General features: G+C 68.8%; 18 protein-coding genes and 1 pseudogene. 14 read left to right on the top strand and 5 right to left on the bottom strand.

What is annotated here, in order from left to right:
- Window positions 1–344 precede the first annotated feature (344 nt).
- Genes OID54_RS00560 through OID54_RS00550 form a run of 3 tightly spaced genes read left to right on the top strand, consistent with a single transcriptional unit; the run spans window position 345 to window position 3,339 of the window.
- Window positions 345–1,469 carry a tyrosine-type recombinase/integrase gene (locus OID54_RS00560; RefSeq protein ID WP_329012235.1) on the top strand — a complete coding sequence of 375 codons (1,125 nt, stop codon included), beginning with the start codon at window positions 345–347 and terminating at the stop codon, window positions 1,467–1,469.
- The gene (locus OID54_RS00555; protein ID WP_329012232.1) at window positions 1,466–1,801 is read left to right on the top strand and encodes a helix-turn-helix domain-containing protein; all 336 of its coding nucleotides are present in this window, start codon (window positions 1,466–1,468) and stop codon (window positions 1,799–1,801) included. The genes OID54_RS00560 and OID54_RS00555 overlap by 4 nt, the downstream gene beginning before the upstream one ends.
- Window positions 1,798–3,339, top strand: a complete 1,542-nt coding sequence (locus OID54_RS00550) for a hypothetical protein (RefSeq protein WP_329012230.1) — start codon at window positions 1,798–1,800, stop codon at window positions 3,337–3,339. Before OID54_RS00555 ends, OID54_RS00550 begins: the two co-directional genes overlap by 4 nt.
- Before the next feature lie 30 nt (window positions 3,340–3,369).
- Here OID54_RS00550 and OID54_RS00545 read toward each other — a convergent pair whose 3' ends face one another.
- Window positions 3,370–3,999, bottom strand: coding sequence for a class I SAM-dependent methyltransferase (locus tag OID54_RS00545; protein ID WP_329012226.1), 630 nt, complete (start codon window positions 3,997–3,999; stop codon window positions 3,370–3,372).
- Between the two features lie 276 nt (window positions 4,000–4,275).
- Window positions 4,276–5,220, bottom strand: a complete 945-nt coding sequence (locus tag OID54_RS00540) for a LysR family transcriptional regulator (RefSeq protein ID WP_329012223.1) — start codon at window positions 5,218–5,220, stop codon at window positions 4,276–4,278.
- A 98-nt stretch (window positions 5,221–5,318) separates the two neighbouring features.
- On the opposite strand from OID54_RS00540, the gene OID54_RS00535 reads away from it, so the two are divergent.
- Window positions 5,319–5,684, top strand: a complete 366-nt coding sequence (locus tag OID54_RS00535; protein WP_329012220.1) for a YybH family protein — start codon at window positions 5,319–5,321, stop codon at window positions 5,682–5,684.
- Between the two features lie 211 nt (window positions 5,685–5,895).
- Here the strand turns inward: OID54_RS00535 and OID54_RS00530 are convergent, their stop codons facing one another.
- A complete protein-coding gene (locus OID54_RS00530; protein ID WP_329012217.1) occupies window positions 5,896–6,057 on the bottom strand; it encodes a hypothetical protein in 162 nt (53 codons plus the stop codon).
- Window positions 6,058–6,425: 368 nt separating this feature from the next.
- Between OID54_RS00530 and OID54_RS00525 the strand changes: the two genes are divergently transcribed.
- The 4 genes and pseudogenes from OID54_RS00525 to OID54_RS00510 all read left to right on the top strand — a co-directional run bounded on the left by OID54_RS00525 (window position 6,426) and on the right by OID54_RS00510 (window position 8,730).
- On the top strand, window positions 6,426–6,956 hold the full coding sequence (locus tag OID54_RS00525) for a hypothetical protein (RefSeq protein WP_329012215.1): 531 nt from the start codon (window positions 6,426–6,428) through the stop codon (window positions 6,954–6,956).
- A 44-nt stretch (window positions 6,957–7,000) separates the two neighbouring features.
- Window positions 7,001–7,229, top strand: a pseudogene (locus OID54_RS00520) (peptidase E); the annotation flags it as partial.
- A gap of 453 nt (window positions 7,230–7,682) precedes the next feature.
- Window positions 7,683–8,156, top strand: a complete 474-nt coding sequence (locus tag OID54_RS00515; protein ID WP_329012213.1) for an RICIN domain-containing protein — start codon at window positions 7,683–7,685, stop codon at window positions 8,154–8,156.
- 367 nt (window positions 8,157–8,523) lie between these two features.
- Window positions 8,524–8,730, top strand: a complete 207-nt coding sequence (locus OID54_RS00510; RefSeq protein WP_329012211.1) for a hypothetical protein — start codon at window positions 8,524–8,526, stop codon at window positions 8,728–8,730.
- A gap of 199 nt (window positions 8,731–8,929) precedes the next feature.
- Here OID54_RS00510 and OID54_RS00505 read toward each other — a convergent pair whose 3' ends face one another.
- The gene (locus tag OID54_RS00505) at window positions 8,930–9,505 is read right to left on the bottom strand and encodes a phosphatase domain-containing putative toxin (protein WP_329012208.1); all 576 of its coding nucleotides are present in this window, start codon (window positions 9,503–9,505) and stop codon (window positions 8,930–8,932) included.
- On the bottom strand, window positions 9,502–10,116 hold the full coding sequence (locus OID54_RS00500) for an MBL fold metallo-hydrolase (protein WP_329012206.1): 615 nt from the start codon (window positions 10,114–10,116) through the stop codon (window positions 9,502–9,504). Before OID54_RS00500 ends, OID54_RS00505 begins: the two co-directional genes overlap by 4 nt.
- Window positions 10,117–10,310: 194 nt before the next feature.
- Between OID54_RS00500 and OID54_RS00495 the strand changes: the two genes are divergently transcribed.
- From OID54_RS00495 to OID54_RS00470, 6 genes are all read left to right on the top strand, one after another.
- On the top strand, window positions 10,311–10,451 hold the full coding sequence (locus OID54_RS00495) for a hypothetical protein (RefSeq protein WP_329012202.1): 141 nt from the start codon (window positions 10,311–10,313) through the stop codon (window positions 10,449–10,451).
- Between the two features lie 143 nt (window positions 10,452–10,594).
- Entirely contained in the window at window positions 10,595–12,868 is a 2,274-nt protein-coding gene (locus tag OID54_RS00490; RefSeq protein ID WP_329012198.1) for a putative PEP-binding protein, read from the top strand.
- Complete coding sequence (locus OID54_RS00485; RefSeq protein ID WP_329012196.1) at window positions 12,865–13,845, top strand: ABC transporter ATP-binding protein; 981 nt, start codon at window positions 12,865–12,867, stop codon at window positions 13,843–13,845. The genes OID54_RS00490 and OID54_RS00485 overlap by 4 nt, the downstream gene beginning before the upstream one ends.
- A 14-nt stretch (window positions 13,846–13,859) precedes the next feature.
- Window positions 13,860–14,609 (top strand): ABC transporter permease, encoded by a 750-nt coding sequence (locus OID54_RS00480; RefSeq protein ID WP_329012193.1) that lies wholly within the window; start codon window positions 13,860–13,862, stop codon window positions 14,607–14,609.
- A complete protein-coding gene (locus OID54_RS00475; RefSeq protein WP_329012191.1) occupies window positions 14,596–15,420 on the top strand; it encodes an ABC transporter permease in 825 nt (274 codons plus the stop codon). Before OID54_RS00480 ends, OID54_RS00475 begins: the two co-directional genes overlap by 14 nt.
- Before the next feature lie 29 nt (window positions 15,421–15,449).
- Window positions 15,450–17,372, top strand: coding sequence for a RiPP maturation radical SAM C-methyltransferase (locus OID54_RS00470; protein ID WP_329012189.1), 1,923 nt, complete (start codon window positions 15,450–15,452; stop codon window positions 17,370–17,372).
- Window positions 17,373–17,374: the final 2 nt, after the last annotated feature.

Below are 17,374 nucleotides of genomic sequence, written 5' to 3'. Positions count from 1 at the left end.
ATCACCAGTCTCCTCGCCCCGGGCGAGTCCAGCCCGGTCCCACGACCGACGGCGTCAGCCGTCCACCAGGGACGACAAAGGCTCAGCGCCGGATTTCGTTCCGATGTTCCATCTGCCGCCAATTGCATCGGATGCGAACTCGCGACGGTTTGCGAACCGGCCCCGGCGATGGCGCCAACCGCGGTGTGAACCAATGGACTTGAGTGGCATTCCTGACGGTGACGATACCGGCCTCCGGGGTCCCGCTGCCACTCACGCAGGGGGCTGACCTGAGGCTTCTCCGGGGACTCGCACAGGATGCGGTTTTCTCGCATCTAATGCGAGTCACGGAGAGTGGTGAATCGGTGGGGTTCAACGGGTCGATACCAGGGGCGGCGAGGCTGCATCTGGTCGATGGCGTCGTGTTGCTGCGGCCGGAGGAACAGGTCTTCGCGGCGATGCTGACCGGCTTCGCCAACCAGCAGCTGGCCCGAAATCTGGCTCGGACGACCGTGGAGAGCCGGGAGAACACGGTCAAGGCGTTCGCCGCCTACGTGAATACCTACCCGTGGCACTGGACGCCGGCGATGGTCGACGAGTGGCTCGGCGACCTGGGCTCACTGCGTGGCCTGAAGCGCTCGACCATCCGCTCGTATTCCGAGGCGGTGCGGGCGTTCTGCCACTTCGTCACCGACCCTCTCTACGAGTGGACCGCGACCTGCGAGGAATGGTTCGGTACCCACCCGGTGCAGGTGGTGCACGAGTGGAACACCGCAGTGCACGTCCAGGACAACGAGGCGGACGCGAAGAAGCGCGCGTTCACCAAGGCCGAGCTGCACGCCTTCTTTGAACACTGCGACGACGAGGTCGCCCGCATCCGGACCTTCGGCCGCAAGGGCTGGCTGCCCGCCTTCCGCGACGCGACGCTGTTCAAGACCGCCTACGCCTACGGACTGCGGCGCAACGAGACGAGGATGCTCGACGCCGCCGACTTCGGCCGCAACCCGCACGGGGACGAGTTCGGCGAGTACGGCCGGTGCCAGGTCCGGTTCGGCAAGGCCAAGAAGGGCTCGCCGCCCAAACGCCGCGGGGTGCTGACCGTCTTCGACTGGACCCCGGACATCCTGGACGAGTGGTTCACCGAGGTCCGCCCGCTGTTCGGCACCGACAACAACCCGGCGGCCTGGCCCTCCGAACGGGGCCTGCGCATCGGCTGCCAGCGGCTCAACTCCCGCTTCATCGCCTACCGCAAGGCCCTGGGTCTGGACGACGGACTCGACTTCCACTCCTTCCGCAGGTCCTACGTCACCCACCTGATCGAGGACGGCTGGGACCCGCGCTTCGTCCAGGAACAAGTCGGCCACGAGCACGCCAGCACCACCTCGCTCTACACCTGCGTGTCCTCGGACTTCCGCACCCGCACCCTGCGTCGGCACCTGGACTCCACCATCGCCGCCGCCCTCCAGACTCAGACCGGGAGGCAAGCATGAAACGCAAGGTCGGCTACACCTGGCGGCTGCGCGACGTCATGGCCCAGCACCAGATCTTCACCGCCACCGAACTGGTGCCGCTGCTGCGCGAACGCGGCATCGACCTGTCCGCCTCCCAGGTCCACCGCCTGGTCTCCGGCACCCCGGAACGCCTGTCGTTGCAGGTCATGGCCGTGCTCTGCGACATCCTGTCCTGCACCCCGGCCGACCTTGTGGCCACCACCGCCGAGAACGCCGGGGTCCGCAAGACCGCCACCGGCGACCTGCCCGCCCCGCCCGCGAACGTCGCGAAGCTGCGGCCCCGTGCGGCCCGCATCCTGCCCGACGCATGACCCGCACCTACGCCACCGACGAGCAGTACGAACGCTGGTTCATGGCCGAGTGCTGCCGCTGCGGACTCCGCAGACACAAGGCCGGCACCTGGCCGGACGGATACGTCTGCCGGACCTGTTCAGACCGCGCCGTCCGGACACGGGGCAACTGCCCAGGATGCGGACAGGACCGGGCCCTTCCCGGGCTCCGGCCCGGCGACGGGGCCCCGATCTGCACCACCTGCGCCGGCTTCACCCAGACCCTCGACTGCTCACGCTGCGGCTTCGAGGGCAAGCTCCTGGGCGGTCGGCTCTGCGAACGCTGCACCCTCACCGACCGCCTCACCGCACTCCTGGACAACGGCACCGGCCGCATCCGTCCCGCGCTGGTACCGCTGTTCGACCTGCTGGTGGCGATGGACAAGCCCAGAAGCGGCCTGGCCTGGCTGGAGATGCGCCGCGACCAGCCAGGCAGCGCATCGCAGCTACTGCGGCGGCTCGGCCTCGGCGAGACCCCGCTGACCCACGACGCCTTCCACGAGCTCCAGCCCTGGCGGGCCGCCGCTCACCTGGAAGAACTCCTGATGACGTGCGGAGCCCTGCCCGCGGTCGACAAGTACCTCTGCTCATTCCAGCGCTGGCTTCCCGGCCACCTGACCGGCATCGCCGACCCGGAGCACGCCAAGACGATCAAGCTCTTCGTGACCTGGCACATCCTCCCCCGGCTGCGGACCCGCGCCGAGAGGAGCCACATCACACCCAGCATCCGCCGGTTCGCCGCCGAACAGGTCAAATACGCGACCGCGTTCCTGCAATGGCTCGGCGAGCGGAACAGCACCCTCGCGTCATGCGGCCAGATCGACGTCGACGCCTGGTTCGCCGAGAACACCGAACACGCCCGCACCTGCCTGAGAGCCTTCCTCAACTGGGCCATGCAGAGCCGCCTCTGCCGAGGCTCGCTCTCCATCCCCACGATGAAGATCTCCCGCCGGGCCGCAGTGAGCGAAGACGAACGCCTTGATGCCCTTGGCCGGCTGCTGACCGATCCGGCGATACCGATGCGTCTCCGCGTCGCCGGAGTCATCGTGCTCCTCTACGCCCAGCCCGTGAGCCGCATCGTCCGGCTCAGCGTCGACGACGTCATCCGCGACGGCGACACCGTGCTGCTACGGCTCGGTGAACCCGCCTCACCTGTCCCCGATCCGGTCGCCGCCCTGTTGCTGGAGCACATAGCGAACCGCGACAACATGAACACCGCCGCCAACCCCGCCTCCCGATGGCTCTTCCCGGGCCGCCGGGCAGGACAGCCAGCCCGCCCCGACCACCTGTCCGCGCTCCTGAACGAGGCCGGGATCCCGGCTGCCGCAGCACGTGGCGCCGCCATCCGCCAGCAGCTCCTCGAACTGCCCGCTCCCGTCGTTGCCGATGCTCTCGGCTACCACAACAAGACCACCAGCCGCCTCACCAGAGAGACCGGCGGGACATGGAGCCGATACGCCGCTGGCGATCACACAAGGTCACCGGCAAGCCGGCCTCCTCGAGAAGCTGGCGACAGTTGACTACGAGAGCCCACAGCAGAAGGCCATGCGCTAGCGGAGACGGGCCAGCAAGTGGGCGTCCAGGAAGCCCCGCTCGGAGACCGGGTCGTGGAGCAGCCGCGCGAATGTGACGAACCCGGCCACGGCCAGCAACTCGGCGAAGCGGTCCGCCGGCCAGCTATAGGCGGGGGTCACCTTGTGGTCGAAGCGGACAGGCTTAGGCGCGTCGGTCCCGAAGAACGAGACCAGGAGAAGGCCCCCCGGCGCCAGGACACGCGCCTGCTCGGCGAGCAGCGCAGGTAGTTCCCCAGGAGGGGTATGGATCATCGAGTAGTGGGCCAGCACGCCGCCGAGCGCGCCGTCCTCAACTGGGAGTTCCTCCATCCGGGCCTCATAGAACTTGAGCGCCGGATGGGCCCGCCGAGCGTGGTCGACCATGGCCGGAGAGAGGTCGAGCCCGAAGGCATCCAGCCCCAGGTCGTGCAGCATGGCCGTCAGATGTCCGGGCCCGCAGCCGACGTCGGCCACCCGCGAATTCCCCGTTCCACGCACCAGCTCGGCGAAGGTGCCGATCATGTTCCGCGCGAACGGCTGCGTCTCCAGTCGATTAGCGAACATCGACGCATATAACTCTACGACCCCGTCGTAGGCCGTCCTGGTCTCGTCCTGGTGCTTCGCCACGGGAAGGAAGTTAACACCCCCCATTCTCAGCTGTTCTCCGGCCCCGTGCCGAATCCTGCGCCGTCGTATCGGACTCGCTCGGCTACCAGGACAAGGCCATCACCCGGTGGCGTGACAAGCCGCCGGCGATCACAGTCAGTCACCAGCTGGCTGGACTCCCCGGGGAACTGGCGACAGTTGATTAGGCGATCACACCAGTATCAACCCTTGGGAGGCTGTTCCTCAACCCTGGTAGGTCCGCGAGTTCGCGGAAACTGAAGTTCGTTCGGCGGGAACTCAAGGGTCTGTCGCCCTGATGTCGGGGGATGGACCCGAGGGTTCACGGGATCGCCGCGGGTCAGGAGGGTTGGTGAACGCTTGCCCAGTGTGCACGAGCAGCTCACGCATCCCTGGGCTGTGCGTGCTCTTCCAGATCAGGGCGAGCAATGCGGGTGTATCGACGTCCTCGATGGTGTGGGCGATGAGCCGGTCGCGGTAGCGCGCGGCCATGGAGTCGCTGAGGATGGCGACAGCGAGCCCGCGGGCGGCGAGGTCGGCAATGGCGTCCGCGGCACTGGCTTGCAGCGCGATCGCAGGTTGGAGGTTCTGTGCGACGCAGGCTTGGTCGAACACCGAGCGCAGGCCGGTACCGGGCGGCATGCATACGATCGGGTAGACGACGAGGTCACGCAAGGTGACCCGCCGCTGTTTGGCCAAGGGGTGCTCGGCCGGGACTGCCACGACGAGCCGCTCGCTGATGATGGTCAGCGCGTCCAGCCCCTCGGGGGTGGCGGCTGCGGAACCGATGAGTGCCAGGTCGACGGCACCGGTGCGCACCCCCTCGACGAGTCGGTCCGAGCTGTCCTCCAACAGCGAGATCTCCACACCGGGATGTGCCTGGTGGAACGCGGCCAGGGCGTCGAACAGCGGGGTGAGGGTGCAGCCGATGACCATCCCGACAGTGAGGTGCCCCCGGATCAGGCCGGTCACCTCGCCTACCGCCTGGCCGACTGCCCCAGCGGCGGCGAGGGTGGCACGGGCGTGTTCGAGTGCTGCCTCTCCCGCGACGGTGAGGGTGACGGCGCGGGCTGACCGGTCGAACAGCTCGGCACCGAGTTCCCGTTCCAGTTGGCGGATCTGGGCGCTGACGCCGGATTGGCTGATGCGCACTCGCTCGGCTGCCCGGGTGAAGTTCCTCTCCTCGGCGACCGCGACGAAGTACTCCAGCTGCCTCAGCTCCATGACTGCAGATTCTAGTTCCTAGAAGATCCATCTGTTGGACTTCTGGTCAGTCGATGGCCACGCTGGGGAGCGTCGAAGATCGACCTCAGGAGGAATTCATGCCGGAGTACGAGAAAGCCATGCGCCCCGAGGACATCACCCGCTTGTTCGTCGAACGATCCAACGCCGGTGACGCGGCCGGGGTCGCCGCACTCTACGAAGAGGATGCGGTGATGGCGTACCCGCCCGGCGATCGGACAGTGGGCCGGGAGGCGATTCGCGCGCTGTGGGAGAAGGTACTGGCTAACCGTCCCCGTTTCGAGCCGGAACAACCGCTGCCGACACTGATCAGCGATGACATCGCCCTCACCTCGACCCCGCCGAAGGACGGTGCTGGTGCCCGGGCACAAGTCGTCCGGCGCCAGCCTGATGGAAGCTGGCTGCGCGTTCTTGACCAGCCCGAGTTCATCCCGCTCACCCCCTGACTCATCGCCGCCGTGAGTTCGCGGAACTGGAAGCCTTCGGCCTGGCCCCGGGAGCGGTACCCCCAGGTCAAGGAGGTGATCCGTGGGTTCCTGCGGGGCCGGTCCCGGTGGCTTGCTCCAACAGTGCTCGTGCGGAGTCCGCGTAGCGCATCGCGGTCTTCTCATCGAGCCCGAAACACCTCCGCGAGATGAAGTGGATCGGGGCCGCGGGTCAGGGCCTCTTCGAGGTGGCGGTCGACGCGGAGCCGGGCAGTGATCTGACATAGGTGTGGACGTCGTCATGGGTCACTTCACGCAGGTGGTCGTAGGGGTTCGACCATTCCAGCAGGGCCGGGCGGACTCGGTTGGAATAGAGCCAGACCGACCGTGCCATTCCGTCGCGGGTGGCTCCGGGTCGATGTGTTCTTTGACGATGCCAGGGTTTCGGGCCAGAGGGCGTCCCGCGATGACGGCATCACGGTCAGGTTCGATGCCCGCGGCAAGAGCGTGACGACCGGTATGGGTACGTCGCGCCCGGTTCGTCAGGTCTGGTACCTGTCTTGCCGTTGACGAGTTCGCGGCCCACATCGCATCGCGTCGACGTCGGTGGGTACTTCGAGACGGAGAGTCCCAGGCCCCCACGGACTCCGTGTGAACGATCTGTTCCCCATTCACCCCAGGGTGGTGTCCGGTCAGGTGTCCCACAGTTGGGTAGCCATGTAAACGGCCCATGGGAGCGGACTAGTTGGGGGATCGAGTGGGATGTTCTGGAATCGGCTGAACGAATCCATCTCGGCGACGGAGGTCCGCAAGGCAGGGGTGTGGGTCGGCCACGTCGCCTGTTGGCTCTGCGCGGTGTCCGCGTGTGCGTACTCGGTACTGTACGGATCCACCTTCACCGTGTTCATCACCACACTCGCGGCCTGCACCGTCTGCCAGATGTTCGCGATAGCGGCGGCTCTGTGGCCCGGCGACGGTGCGCGCTCAAGGGACGTACTTGATTGCCTCAACGGCACCGCGTTAGACAGCATCGTCCTCTACTACTTCGCCATCTTGGCCGCGTTCCTTCTCGTGTTGGTGCTGGCGTTTACCGGGTATGAGATCCCCGAGGAAGTGTTCACGACGGTCGCCATGGGAGTGCCCGCCCATCTGGCGGCCAACATCATGAGTTTGATCGCCGTGTGGTTCCTCGTCTTCCGTCCAGAGGAACGCAAGAGTCGCAAAAGGTTCGGTGCAATACCAGACAGCCCGGACTGGAGCGACAGCGGAGGCTGGGGTTGTGGTGCCGACTGACCGCAGAGCAGCGCGCCAGCAAGTTCCACTCGATCGCTGGGCCGGTGCTGCCGGGTGACGTCGCGACCTCCGGGGGACACCGGATCGGGGACCGTACCAGGGTGACTTTCGATGCCCTGGTGCATCATGCGATCGACCTCTCCGGAGTCTACGGCCGCCGCCCACGCATCATGTACCGGCACCGCCATCGGAGATACTGAGCACTTCACAGCCCGTATGACCGAGGCAGCGCGGGTAGCGGGATTCGATCTGAAGCCTCTCCATCTGTTCCCCAGAACAACCCGCGAACCTAAGCGGTCACAGCACCAGCACCTCCGCACAGCCCCCGTGCAGCCCCTGGACGGTCTCCGCGCAACCCCTGACGGTCGCCACACAGGTCGTCGGCCGCGTCCGGCCCCCGGCGGACGGAGCCCCGTCGGCGCCGGGTTTCGCACGCCGCCGGGACAGGGACCGTGTGACGGCCCCGCGGCACCGGGTGGGAGCCGTCGCCCGGGTAGCCGCAGCCTTCCGTCCGGCCGAGGGGACGGGCCCCGGCCACGCGTCCGTTCGGGCCGCGCGCACTCTGCGCGGATCGTCGGGTGGCGCTGCACTCCGGGTCAACTCAGCGGCCACCCGCGCCAGTAGCGTCTCCCTCACATCGTTCGATCCGACGAGACGGGGAGTACCCATGCCCATCCGTACGATGGCAGGTGCCGCAACTCTGGCCGGAGCGGTTTTGGCCACACGATGCTGGCCACCGCTCCGGCAAGCGCCCTCGACCGGTCGGCGGCGACCGGAGCGGCCCAGGAGCAGACCGTCCAGGTCGGGTTCTGGCTGTACAACGGCTACAGCGGCCTGTGCGCCGGAGTGGGCAGTCAGCTCGGCAACGGCGCCCCGGCGATCCAGTGGGGCTGCAACAACTCGACCGACTTACATTGGCACTTTACCGGGACCACGGACAACAACGGCGACCCCGCCCTCTACCTGTGGAACGATGACTCGGCGAAGTGCCTGGGCGTGGGGTCCAGTCTCGCCAGCGGCGCCCAGGCCATCCAGTACACCTGCAATGGTGCCGTCGATCAGAAGTGGTGGTACGGCGGCGCCAACCGGCTGCGAAACGTCTACTCCGGCAAGTGCCTCGGTGTGGGGTCGAGCGCCACGCCCGGAGCCAGGTTGATCCAGTGGACCTGCAACAGCTACACCAACCCGAAGTGGACCTAGCCACCTCTCCGTGAACCAGTCCCCCCACGGGCCCCGGGCCGACGGCTGATCCTCGCCGGACGTGCCGCCTGCCGAACCGCGCGCCGGGTCCCCGGTGCGACCGCAACCCCCTCCGAAGGGTGGCCCGGTGAACGTTCCGATCCCGCCGTCCCCATCGCCGCACCTGTCCGAAACCCCCATTCCGATCCCGCCGTCGAGCCGTGGTGTCATGGAGGATCACCGCCCCCATCCCGCCCACCCCACCGGCCCTGCGCACCCCGCCGACCCCGGCGGAGGCCGAGGGTAGCCGCCCTGGTGTCGCCACCACGGCAAGCCCCGCAACAGGCCCTGCCCTGGTCGACGCCGTCATCGCCCTCCACCAACAGGGGTGGCCGACCATACCGACTGGCAGGTGGAAGTCGCCCACCCCACCCCGGCCGGAAACTTGATACCGGACGGCGTGGTCCTTCGGTGGCCGACCACCACCCTGCCCCGGCTGACGAAGGACGGGGCGAGCAAGGCCGTGTGGCGGGTCGTCGGTAACCGCCGCGGCGAGGAACGCCACACGCTGACCGCGCTGCCGAAGGCACGGTGAGCGGTGAGGATGAGCAGCTACTACGGGGCAGGGTGTACGGCCACCGCTGGTGCTCCCCGCCCCGGCCCCCAGCGGCAGACCTGGACGACGCCGCGGTCGAGCTGTGCAAGGCCCGGCCGAACCACCTTCGGGATATTGCGCTCGCCGCCCTGCGGTGGGCCCGCGCGGGCCCACCGCAGGGCGGCCACGAGACCAGTGATCACGGGGCCGACGGAGGCTGACGGTCCGAGGGCCGTACTGCGCGGTTCTGTCCGGGGCGCTGTCCGCCGGAAGCCACGACGCGGAACAGCTCCAACGTCCACGCGCGCTGTGCCTCGGTGTCCGGCACCGCTGTCCCCCGCGCCTGTTCCATGGACGCCCAGGCGGCCTCCGGCGTGATGCCCAGGAGGATCATGAGGGAGACCGCGATCAGGGAGGACCGTCCGATGGCGCAGCGGCAGTGCGCCACGACATGAGCTCCGGCCCGCAGCTCCGCGGCGAGCTCCCGCAGTGCCGGCAGCACGACGGGGATCGACGGGACAGTGAAGTCGGGGATGGGCAGGGCGACGAACCGCAGCCCGGCGGCCTCGGCGAGGCGGGGCTCGTCGGCGAGCCCGAGTCCGGCGCGCTCGGCGTCGGGGAGGGCGCAGACCAGGATGTTAGTACCGGCCTTGCGCAGGGCTGTCATGTCGGCTGCCAGGTCCGCGTGACCGCGGGGCCGGACCATGGTGCTCAGGTGCCCCGGCCCCGGCGGGCCGGCGACAGTGAACAGCACGGGGGCGGACGGCTCGGTCATCGGGCGGAGGAGCCCGGCGGGAGCCAGCGGTAGCAGTCGCCGCACGCGTCGGCGAGCCAGCCGTTGAGGCTGCCCAGGCCCCGCTCGTTGATCTGCCCGTCGTGGATGCCGTAGGCCCGTTCCGGCTGGACGGCGCGGACGAGGTCGATGGCCTCGTCCGTCTTCATCCACGATCCTTGCAGGGGGACCAGCAGGGTCTCCACCGGCCGGTCGGGAGGGCACAGGGAGTCCCCGGGGTGGTAGACGCTGTTCTCGACGAGGTAGCCGAGGTTGGCGCAGTCCGGGAGGCCGCCGTAGATGCGCGCGTGCTGCCCGCCCTGGGCGGTCACCCGGAAGCCGGCCGCGGTGAACTCCTCGCCGGGGACGACGCCGGTGAAGTCCAGGCCCGGGAGCCGCGCCGACTTGGGGGCGTAGACGGGCACGCCCAGCCCCTTCAGTCGCAACAGGTCCACGTGGTCGTTGTGTTCGTGGGTCACCAGGACAGCGTCCGCGCCGGTGAGGGCCTCGGGCTCGCTCCAGACGCCGGGATCGATGATCAGCGTGGCGCCACCGTCGTGCTCCAACCGGACGCAGGAATGGGTGTACTTGGTAATCCGCACCCGCGTGAGCATAGTCCGGAGGCTCTGCGAATTCCTCCGGCGAATGGCTGGAAGACGCCGACCGGGCGCATCCTGGGGTGTTTCCTTGGGTGAGCAGCGACAATCCATACGTCCGTGCCTTCCGGGGAGTCGATATCTCGTCAACTCCCTTGCAAACAAAAGGAGTTCCCCTTGAGGTCAGAAGTGCTCGCTGTTAACTTCGGAACATGGATAAAATAAACTTGAACGCCGAGGAGCTCGCCGACCTGGCCGAGCTGGAATTCTCTCCGATCGCCCCGGAGGATGCCGTTGAACTGGATGACCGTGTGTACCTGCTCGGTGTGCGCCCGGAGTTCGTGAACCGGTAAAGACCGCTCGTCAGCCCGCCCCCACCTGTGCCGGGGGCTTGTTGTCACTAGAGGTTCACCACCGGAATCGGTGCCGGGCCTTGGGGATGGGGATTCAGCGCGTGGGCATGGATCGTCTGCCGGTCGGTTTTTCTGCTGATTCAGTGCTGTGGCTCCCGGTCGACGCCGCTGACGACACCATTCATGAGGCGATCGTCACGCTTGATCCCGACTGTCGCCTCGGGAGTGCTCAGCACCCCCTCTTCCTGACGGCATGGCTTCCCTGCCAGAAGGGGAGCTGTCTGTCGTTTCTCGGTCTGAGTCCTCCCAGTCACCAGTGGCTGGCAGGGCTCGCCGGTGACGGCTTCGCCGCGGCACGCCGGGCCGAACTGACTGCCGCGCTGGCCGTCGCGGCCCCAGGTGCCGCGTTGCCGGACGACCCGCTCGAACAAGTAATCGCCATGGTGAGGGCGTTGACCAGGGCCGAGACCGGTCCGGCCCAGTTCGGGCTCGGGCGACAGCCGCTGTGGTGCGGCCCTGACGGAGGCAGTGGACTCGCCTACTCCTGCGATCCGTCGACCGGCCGTCCCGGCGTGACGGGCTCCTTTCTAGCCGGGGGATCAGGAGCCCAGCTCCTGAGAGCGGGCGGCACGGATCTCGCCGAACTGATCGACACGCAACCCTGGGGCCCGGAAGTACGGGAAGCGGTCCACACCGCCGAGGCCGCACTGGACTGGCCGGCGAGGGTGGAGTTCCTCGTCGAGGGGGGCAGGCCCCACATCGTCGCAAGCACCAGAGCATCCCTGCGTGGCGCTGCTCTCCTGCACGCTGTGGCCACCCGGTACGAACGAGGCCGGCTGACCCCCGCGCAGGCGGTGTCGCTGGTGGAGCCGCTGGACGTGGAACAGGCGCATTCCGGGGCGGCGCAATCCCTCGATCTGCCCGTGGCGGCGCGCGGCCTCGGGGTGTCGCCCGGTATCGCCTCCGGCGCCGTCGCCTTCAGCGCGACCGACGCGGTCGCCGTGCAGGCGAAGGGCGGGCAGCCGGTGCTTGTCCTCACCGAGTCGAGGCCGGAGGATCTTCCGGGCCTGCTGGCCGCGACGGCCGTCGTCACCGAGCGGGGCGGACAGACGTCGCACGCCGCGGTCGTGGCGCGCGGACTGGGACTGCCGGCCGTCACCGCCCTCGTCGACGGTGTCCTGGACTTCGACGCCAAGGTCCTGCGCACCACGCACGGCGACACCGTCCGCGCCGGCGACCTGGTCACGGTGGACGGCCACGCCGGAGTGATCCACCTCGGCGGTCGCACGGGGCCCGCCGCCGAACGGCAGGTCGCTCCGGAACTGCCCGGCTGGCTGGACGAGGCGCTGTCGGGGCTGCCCCGCATTGCCGTGCGGGTAAACGCTGACACCGGCGCGGACGCCGCCGCCGGTCGGGCATTGGGCGCCGACGGGGTGGGACTGTGCCGCCTCGAGCACATGTTCCTCGGCGAGCGCCATCAGATACTCCAACGGGTCCTGATGGCCCGGCCCGGTCCTGACATGACGGAGGACCTCGCCACCGTGCACGCCCTCCTGCGGGCGGAGATCACGGACGTACTTGCCGCGATGGACGGACGGCCTGTCACGATTCGGCTGCTTGACCCCCCGCGCCACGAGTTTCTTCCCGACCTGACCGAACTCTCCCTGACCACGGCGGCGACGGGCGTTCCCGCCGACCGGGACTGTCTCGACATCACCCGCCGCCTGCACGAGCACAACCCCATGCTGGGAGTGCGCGGCGTGCGGATGGGAGTCCTGCTCCCGGCGCTGACGGCCGTACAGATCAAGGCGCTGGTGGAAGCGACCCTCGCGTTGCGCCGCGCCGGCCGGGACCCGCGGCCCGAACTGCTGGTCCCCATGGTCAGCACGTCGGCGGAACTGGACTTCGTCCGGGGCATGCTCGACGACGTCTGCGCCCACCTGGGAACCTCCGGGGCCCAGGCGGGCATCTCGCTGGGTGCCATGATCGAGACCCCGCGGGCCGCGCTGCTGGCGGGATCGATCGCCCGCCGTGCGGACTCGCTGTCCTTGGGCACCAACGACCTCACCGCACTTGTCTGGGGCCTGTCCCGCGACGACGCCGAACAACACCTGCTGCCCGCCTACCAGGACATGGGCCTCCTCGCCGAATCCCCCTTCGCCCGGCTGGACGTCGAGGCGGTCGGGGCCCTGGCACGCCAGGTCGCCGTCGAGGCACGGGGCGTACGCCCCGACATTACGCTCGGTGTCTGCGGCGAGCAGGCGGCCGATGCAGCGGCTGTGCGGTTCTTCGCCGAGGCGGGCTTCGACCACGTCTCGTGCGCGGCGCCACGGATCCCGCTGGCCAGACTCGCCGCCGCACGGGCCGCCGTCGCGCAAGGAGCGGCGGACGTTCATCCGACGGGGGCGGGGCGTTGAGCGAGTCGGCGATCGTCGTGGAACGGCTCGGCCGTACCTTCATCGACCGTGGACGCCAACTCGTGGCCCTGCGGGACGTCAGTTTCCAGGTCGGGGCTGGCGAGATCGTGGGCCTGCTGGGCAGCAATGGCGCGGGCAAGACCACCCTGACCAAGATCCTCGCCACCCTGCTGCTGCCCACGGCCGGTGCCGCCCGGATCTTCGGTCACGACGTCACCCGCGATCTGCGCGAGGTACGCCGTATGACCGGCGTCGTACTGGGCGGCGACCGTGGCCTCTACGCCAAGCTGAACGGCCGCGACAATCTGCGGTTCTTCGCCATGCTCGCCGGCGTGGGCCGGCGCGGCCTGAGCACGAAGCTGGATGCCGCGCTGGAGGAGGTCGGCCTGGTCGGCGCGGCAGACCGCGCGGTGGAGACGTACTCCAAGGGCATGCGCCAGCGCCTCCACATCGCGATCGGCATGATCGCCGAGCCGCGCGTCCTGCTGCTCGACGAACCGACCGTGGGCCTCGACCCGGTCGAGGCAGAACGGCTGCGCGGCACCGTCGCCCGACTGCGCGACACTGGAGTCTCGGTCCTGCTCACGAGTCACTACCTGCTCGACATCGAACGCCTCGCCAGCCGGGTGATCATTCTCGCGGACGGCACACTGGCGGCGGACCTACCAGTCGAGGAGTTCGCCCGGCAGGCCGGCTACACCGCCACGGTGACCGTGCGCGGCACCGGCAGCCCGCCCGACGGCGGCGCCCTGTCGTCCCCTGACATCACCGTCGGCGCAGTCGAGGTGGCCGACGAGTCATGGACCCTCCGGCTGCATGTCCGCGACTGGAGCGTCGGCTCGTTCGGCCTGCTGGAGCAGGCGTTGGCGCACGTCAGCGTGCTGGACGTACGCATCGATCCGGTGCGGCTGGAGGACGTCTACTCGCACGTGGCCGCGCGCCTGGCCGACGGCCGCCAGGTCGGTGGAGTGAAGTGAGGGGCGCGGCATGGATGTTCCTGACCGCGTTCCGCATGGAGCAGCGGGCGATGCAACGCAATCCGCTGCTGCTGGTCAACTCCGGGATGCTGCCCGCCGTGTTCCTGGTCATCGCGGTGGAGACCGGCCGCCCCGGCTCCGACGGCACGGCCGAACTCATCGTGGCCGTGATGCTGACCGCGCTGTGGGGCTCCACGGTGTGGATGAGCGGAGGTGTTCTGCGCCGCGAGCGCACCTTCGGCACCCTGGCCCGCTGTGTCTCCGGAGTCTGGTCGCCCTACCTGGTGCTGCTGGGCAAGAGCCTGGGCGCCACCGTCACCAGCGTCGGCGCGATCCTCGTCAGCACCGGCGTCACCGCGGCGGCGCTGGGCCTGCCGCTGGGCGTGTCGCACCCGGCGTGGGCCGTCGTGTCGCTCGTGGTGCTGGTGTGCTCGGGCACCGCTCTGGGGGCGCTGGTGTCCTGCCTCTTCCTGGTGACCCGCAACGGGCTGGTGTGGTCCCACGCGCTGATGTACCCGGTCTTCGCCCTGGGCGGACTGCTCATCCCCACGGACGCGCTGCCCGAGTGGCTGCGCTGGGCGCCCGAACTCCTCAGCCTGCACTGGATCAAGGACTGTCTGGTCGACGCGAGCACCGGGGGCGTCACGTTCGCCCCGCTGGGCGTCGCGATGTTGTTGACCCTCGCCTACTTCTCCGCCGCGGGCTTCGCCTACCGCCGGTCCGTCGAGAGATCTCGGAAGGAGGGGACGCTTGACCTCGCGTGACATCGTCCCCCCGCACGCCGCAGCCTCGGCCCGCGCCTCCCTAGCCTGGCGGTCGGCCGAGGCGGCCCGCATGGGCTGGCTGGAGTACCGGGTGCTCCAGACGCCCGCCGGTCTGCTCGGCGCGACCCTGCCGCGCGGGGTCCTGCAAATCCTGTTCTTCACGACGCTCGCGGGTGTCCTCGCGGGTCCCGGACATCGCGAGTACGCCTTCGCCGGATCGCTGGTGCTGGCGCTGAGCAGCACCAACGTCAACGGCGTGGTCGCCGTGCCCGTCCTGGACAAGCAGTACGCCACCTTCGCGCGGGTCCGCACCGGCGCGCTGTCGCCCACCGTCACCCAGATCGCCCGGGTGCTGCCCTACCCCGTCATGGGCTGGGTCCTCCTCGTCGTCCAGGGCGCCATTGCGGCGCCCCTGCTCGGCATGACGGACTTCGCCCTGCGCCTGCTGCCCTGGGCGTGGGTGTACGCACTGATCGCGCTCACGCTCAGCGTGCTGGGGCTCGCCGGGGCGACGATGACGGTCGGCAAACGGGCCGACGTGGTGGCCCCGAACGTCCTGTCCTACCTGGTCATGCTGTGCAGCGGCGCGATCGTCCCGCCCGGTCGGGTGGGATGGGTGGACGCGATCGGCCAGGTGCTGCCGGCTCGGCACGGGCTGGACGCCGTCCGCGCTGGGATGGAGGGCCGACCGTGGCTCGGCGACCTGGGCCTGGAGGTCGCCGCCGGTTTCGGGTTCACCGTCCTCGCCGCGCTGTCGATCCTCCTCCAGGCACGGCGCGCGAGCAGACACGGTCACGACGACTTCGAGTGACCGATGTGCCCAGACCCGAGGGGAAACCGATGAGCATCATCCGCCTGCCCCTGGCCGTGCGGACCGAAGCGGACCACGCGGCGTCCGCTTCACCGCCTGACAAGGCTCTGCGTGTCGCCCTGGTCAACATGCCTTGGGCACGGATCCATGCGCCCTCCATCCAGTGCGGACTGTTGCAGTCGATCACTCGCGAGGCCGGGCACGAGTGCGACAGCCACTACCTCAACATCGAGTTCGCCTCCCTCTTCGGCAGCAAGTCCTACGACACCATCGCCAACGTCACCTCGGAACGGCTGCACTTGATGGGCGAGTGGCTCTTCTCCTACGCCGCGTTCGGAGAAGTGACCCCGGAAGACGACTACTTCGCCGAGTATCCGGAAGTGGAGTCCATCTGGGACGAGCTCACCGGAAAGAGCCTCCAGGACCTCGTGGAGATGCGCCGCGAGACGCTGCCGGACTGGATCACCGCATGCGCGGCCAAACCGGTGTGGGAAGAGTACGACGTCGTCGGGTTCACCTCCACGTTCATGCAGAACACGGCATCCCTCGCCCTGGGGAGGAAGATCAAGGAATTCCACCCCGGTGTGACCCTGGTCTACGGAGGCGCCAACTTCGACGGAGAGATGGGCGCCGAGTACGCGAGAAAGCTGCCCTGGCTCGACTACGTGGTGGCCGGCGAGGGCGACATCGTGTTCCCCGCCCTGCTGAAGAACATCGCCGACGGCACGGACACCCCGATCACCGGCGTCCTGCGGCACGCCACCACGCACCACACGCCGCAGGCTGCCGACGCGCAGCGCCCGCAGGCCCTCGACGACCTTCCCACCCCAGACTACCGGGACTACTTCGCCTGGCTGGAGCGCTTCGACCGCGCTCGACTGCTCGGCCGGGCACCCGTACGACTGCCGGTCGAGTTCTCCCGAGGATGCTGGTGGGGCCAGAAACACCACTGCACCTTCTGCGGTCTCAACGCGCTCGGCATGGCGTACCGATCCAAGTCCGGCGAGCGCGCGTTCACCGAGCTCAGCGCGCTGCTGCGCGACTACCCGGCGGTGCACGTCGACACCGTCGACAACATCCTGGACATGGGGTACTTCTCGTCGCTCTGCACGCTGCTGGCCCGAGAGCACTGGGACGTGAACCTCTTCTTCGAGGTGAAGGCCAATCTCACCCGGGAGCAGGTGGCGACCCTGAGAAGCGCCGGGATCCTCCGCATCCAGCCCGGCATCGAGAGCCTAAGCACCCATGTGCTGCAACTGATGCGCAAGGGCGCGAGCAAGCTGATCAACATTCGGCTCCTGAAATGGGCCGGCTACTACGGGATCGACGTGGCCTGGAACATCCTGGCGGGATTCCCGGGGGAGACCGAGGAAGACTACGCCGAGCAGCTGCGCCTACTCCCGCTTCTGCACCATCTACAGCCCCCCGGCGGCTGCGGAAGGATCTGGCTGGAACGCTTCAGCCCCTACTTCACCGACCCGTCCTTCCCCATCGACAAGGTCCGGCCCCGGGCCAGCTACGGCCATGTCTACCCGGCCTCGTTGGACCCCGAGAAGATCGCGTACTTCTTCGACTACGAGGCGTCCGGCACCGTGTCCCACGAGACGGTCACCGCACTAAACGCCGCCGTCTCCACATGGCAGACCCGCTTCGCCGAGTCGAAGCCCAGCCTCGTCTACCAGCGGCTGCCCGGGAAGCTCACGCTGATCGACCGCAGGACCGACCAGCCCAAGCGGGCCGTCCTCTCGGCCTGGAAGGCGGAAGCCTACGAAGCCTGCGGAGACGCGCCCCGCTCAGCGGCGGCGATCGCCCGCCTCCTGGCGGCACAGGGAGTGTCAGTCTCCGAGGGCGAGGTGACGGCCTTCCTCGAACAGTGCTGTCGCGCCGACGTGATGGTGTCGGACGACAGCAAGTACCTCGGGCTCGCACTGCCGGAGAACCCGGGGTGGTAGCC

This window comes from Streptomyces sp. NBC_00690 (assembly GCF_036226685.1).
Taxonomy (GTDB): domain Bacteria; phylum Actinomycetota; class Actinomycetes; order Streptomycetales; family Streptomycetaceae; genus Streptomyces.
Note: the sequence above shows the minus strand (reverse complement) of the source record. Positions and strands in the feature narration are given on the sequence as shown.

What these genes read in the sequence shown, in the direction of transcription:
- OID54_RS00505 (WP_329012208.1), bottom strand. Translation starts at nt 9,505, where the DNA reads ATGACCGAGCCGTCCGCCCCCGTGCTGTTCACTGTCGCCGGCCCGCCG.
- OID54_RS00515 (WP_329012213.1), top strand. Translation starts at nt 7,683, where the DNA reads ATGCTGGCCACCGCTCCGGCAAGCGCCCTCGACCGGTCGGCGGCGACC.
- OID54_RS00535 (WP_329012220.1), top strand. Translation starts at nt 5,319, where the DNA reads ATGCCGGAGTACGAGAAAGCCATGCGCCCCGAGGACATCACCCGCTTG.
- OID54_RS00540 (WP_329012223.1), bottom strand. Translation starts at nt 5,220, where the DNA reads ATGGAGCTGAGGCAGCTGGAGTACTTCGTCGCGGTCGCCGAGGAGAGG.
- OID54_RS00470 (WP_329012189.1), top strand. Translation starts at nt 15,450, where the DNA reads ATGAGCATCATCCGCCTGCCCCTGGCCGTGCGGACCGAAGCGGACCAC.
- OID54_RS00480 (WP_329012193.1), top strand. Translation starts at nt 13,860, where the DNA reads ATGTTCCTGACCGCGTTCCGCATGGAGCAGCGGGCGATGCAACGCAAT.
- OID54_RS00525 (WP_329012215.1), top strand. Translation starts at nt 6,426, where the DNA reads ATGTTCTGGAATCGGCTGAACGAATCCATCTCGGCGACGGAGGTCCGC.
- OID54_RS00495 (WP_329012202.1), top strand. Translation starts at nt 10,311, where the DNA reads ATGGATAAAATAAACTTGAACGCCGAGGAGCTCGCCGACCTGGCCGAG.
- OID54_RS00530 (WP_329012217.1), bottom strand. Translation starts at nt 6,057, where the DNA reads ATGGCACGGTCGGTCTGGCTCTATTCCAACCGAGTCCGCCCGGCCCTG.
- OID54_RS00500 (WP_329012206.1), bottom strand. Translation starts at nt 10,116, where the DNA reads ATGCTCACGCGGGTGCGGATTACCAAGTACACCCATTCCTGCGTCCGG.
- OID54_RS00555 (WP_329012232.1), top strand. Translation starts at nt 1,466, where the DNA reads ATGAAACGCAAGGTCGGCTACACCTGGCGGCTGCGCGACGTCATGGCC.
- OID54_RS00550 (WP_329012230.1), top strand. Translation starts at nt 1,798, where the DNA reads ATGACCCGCACCTACGCCACCGACGAGCAGTACGAACGCTGGTTCATG.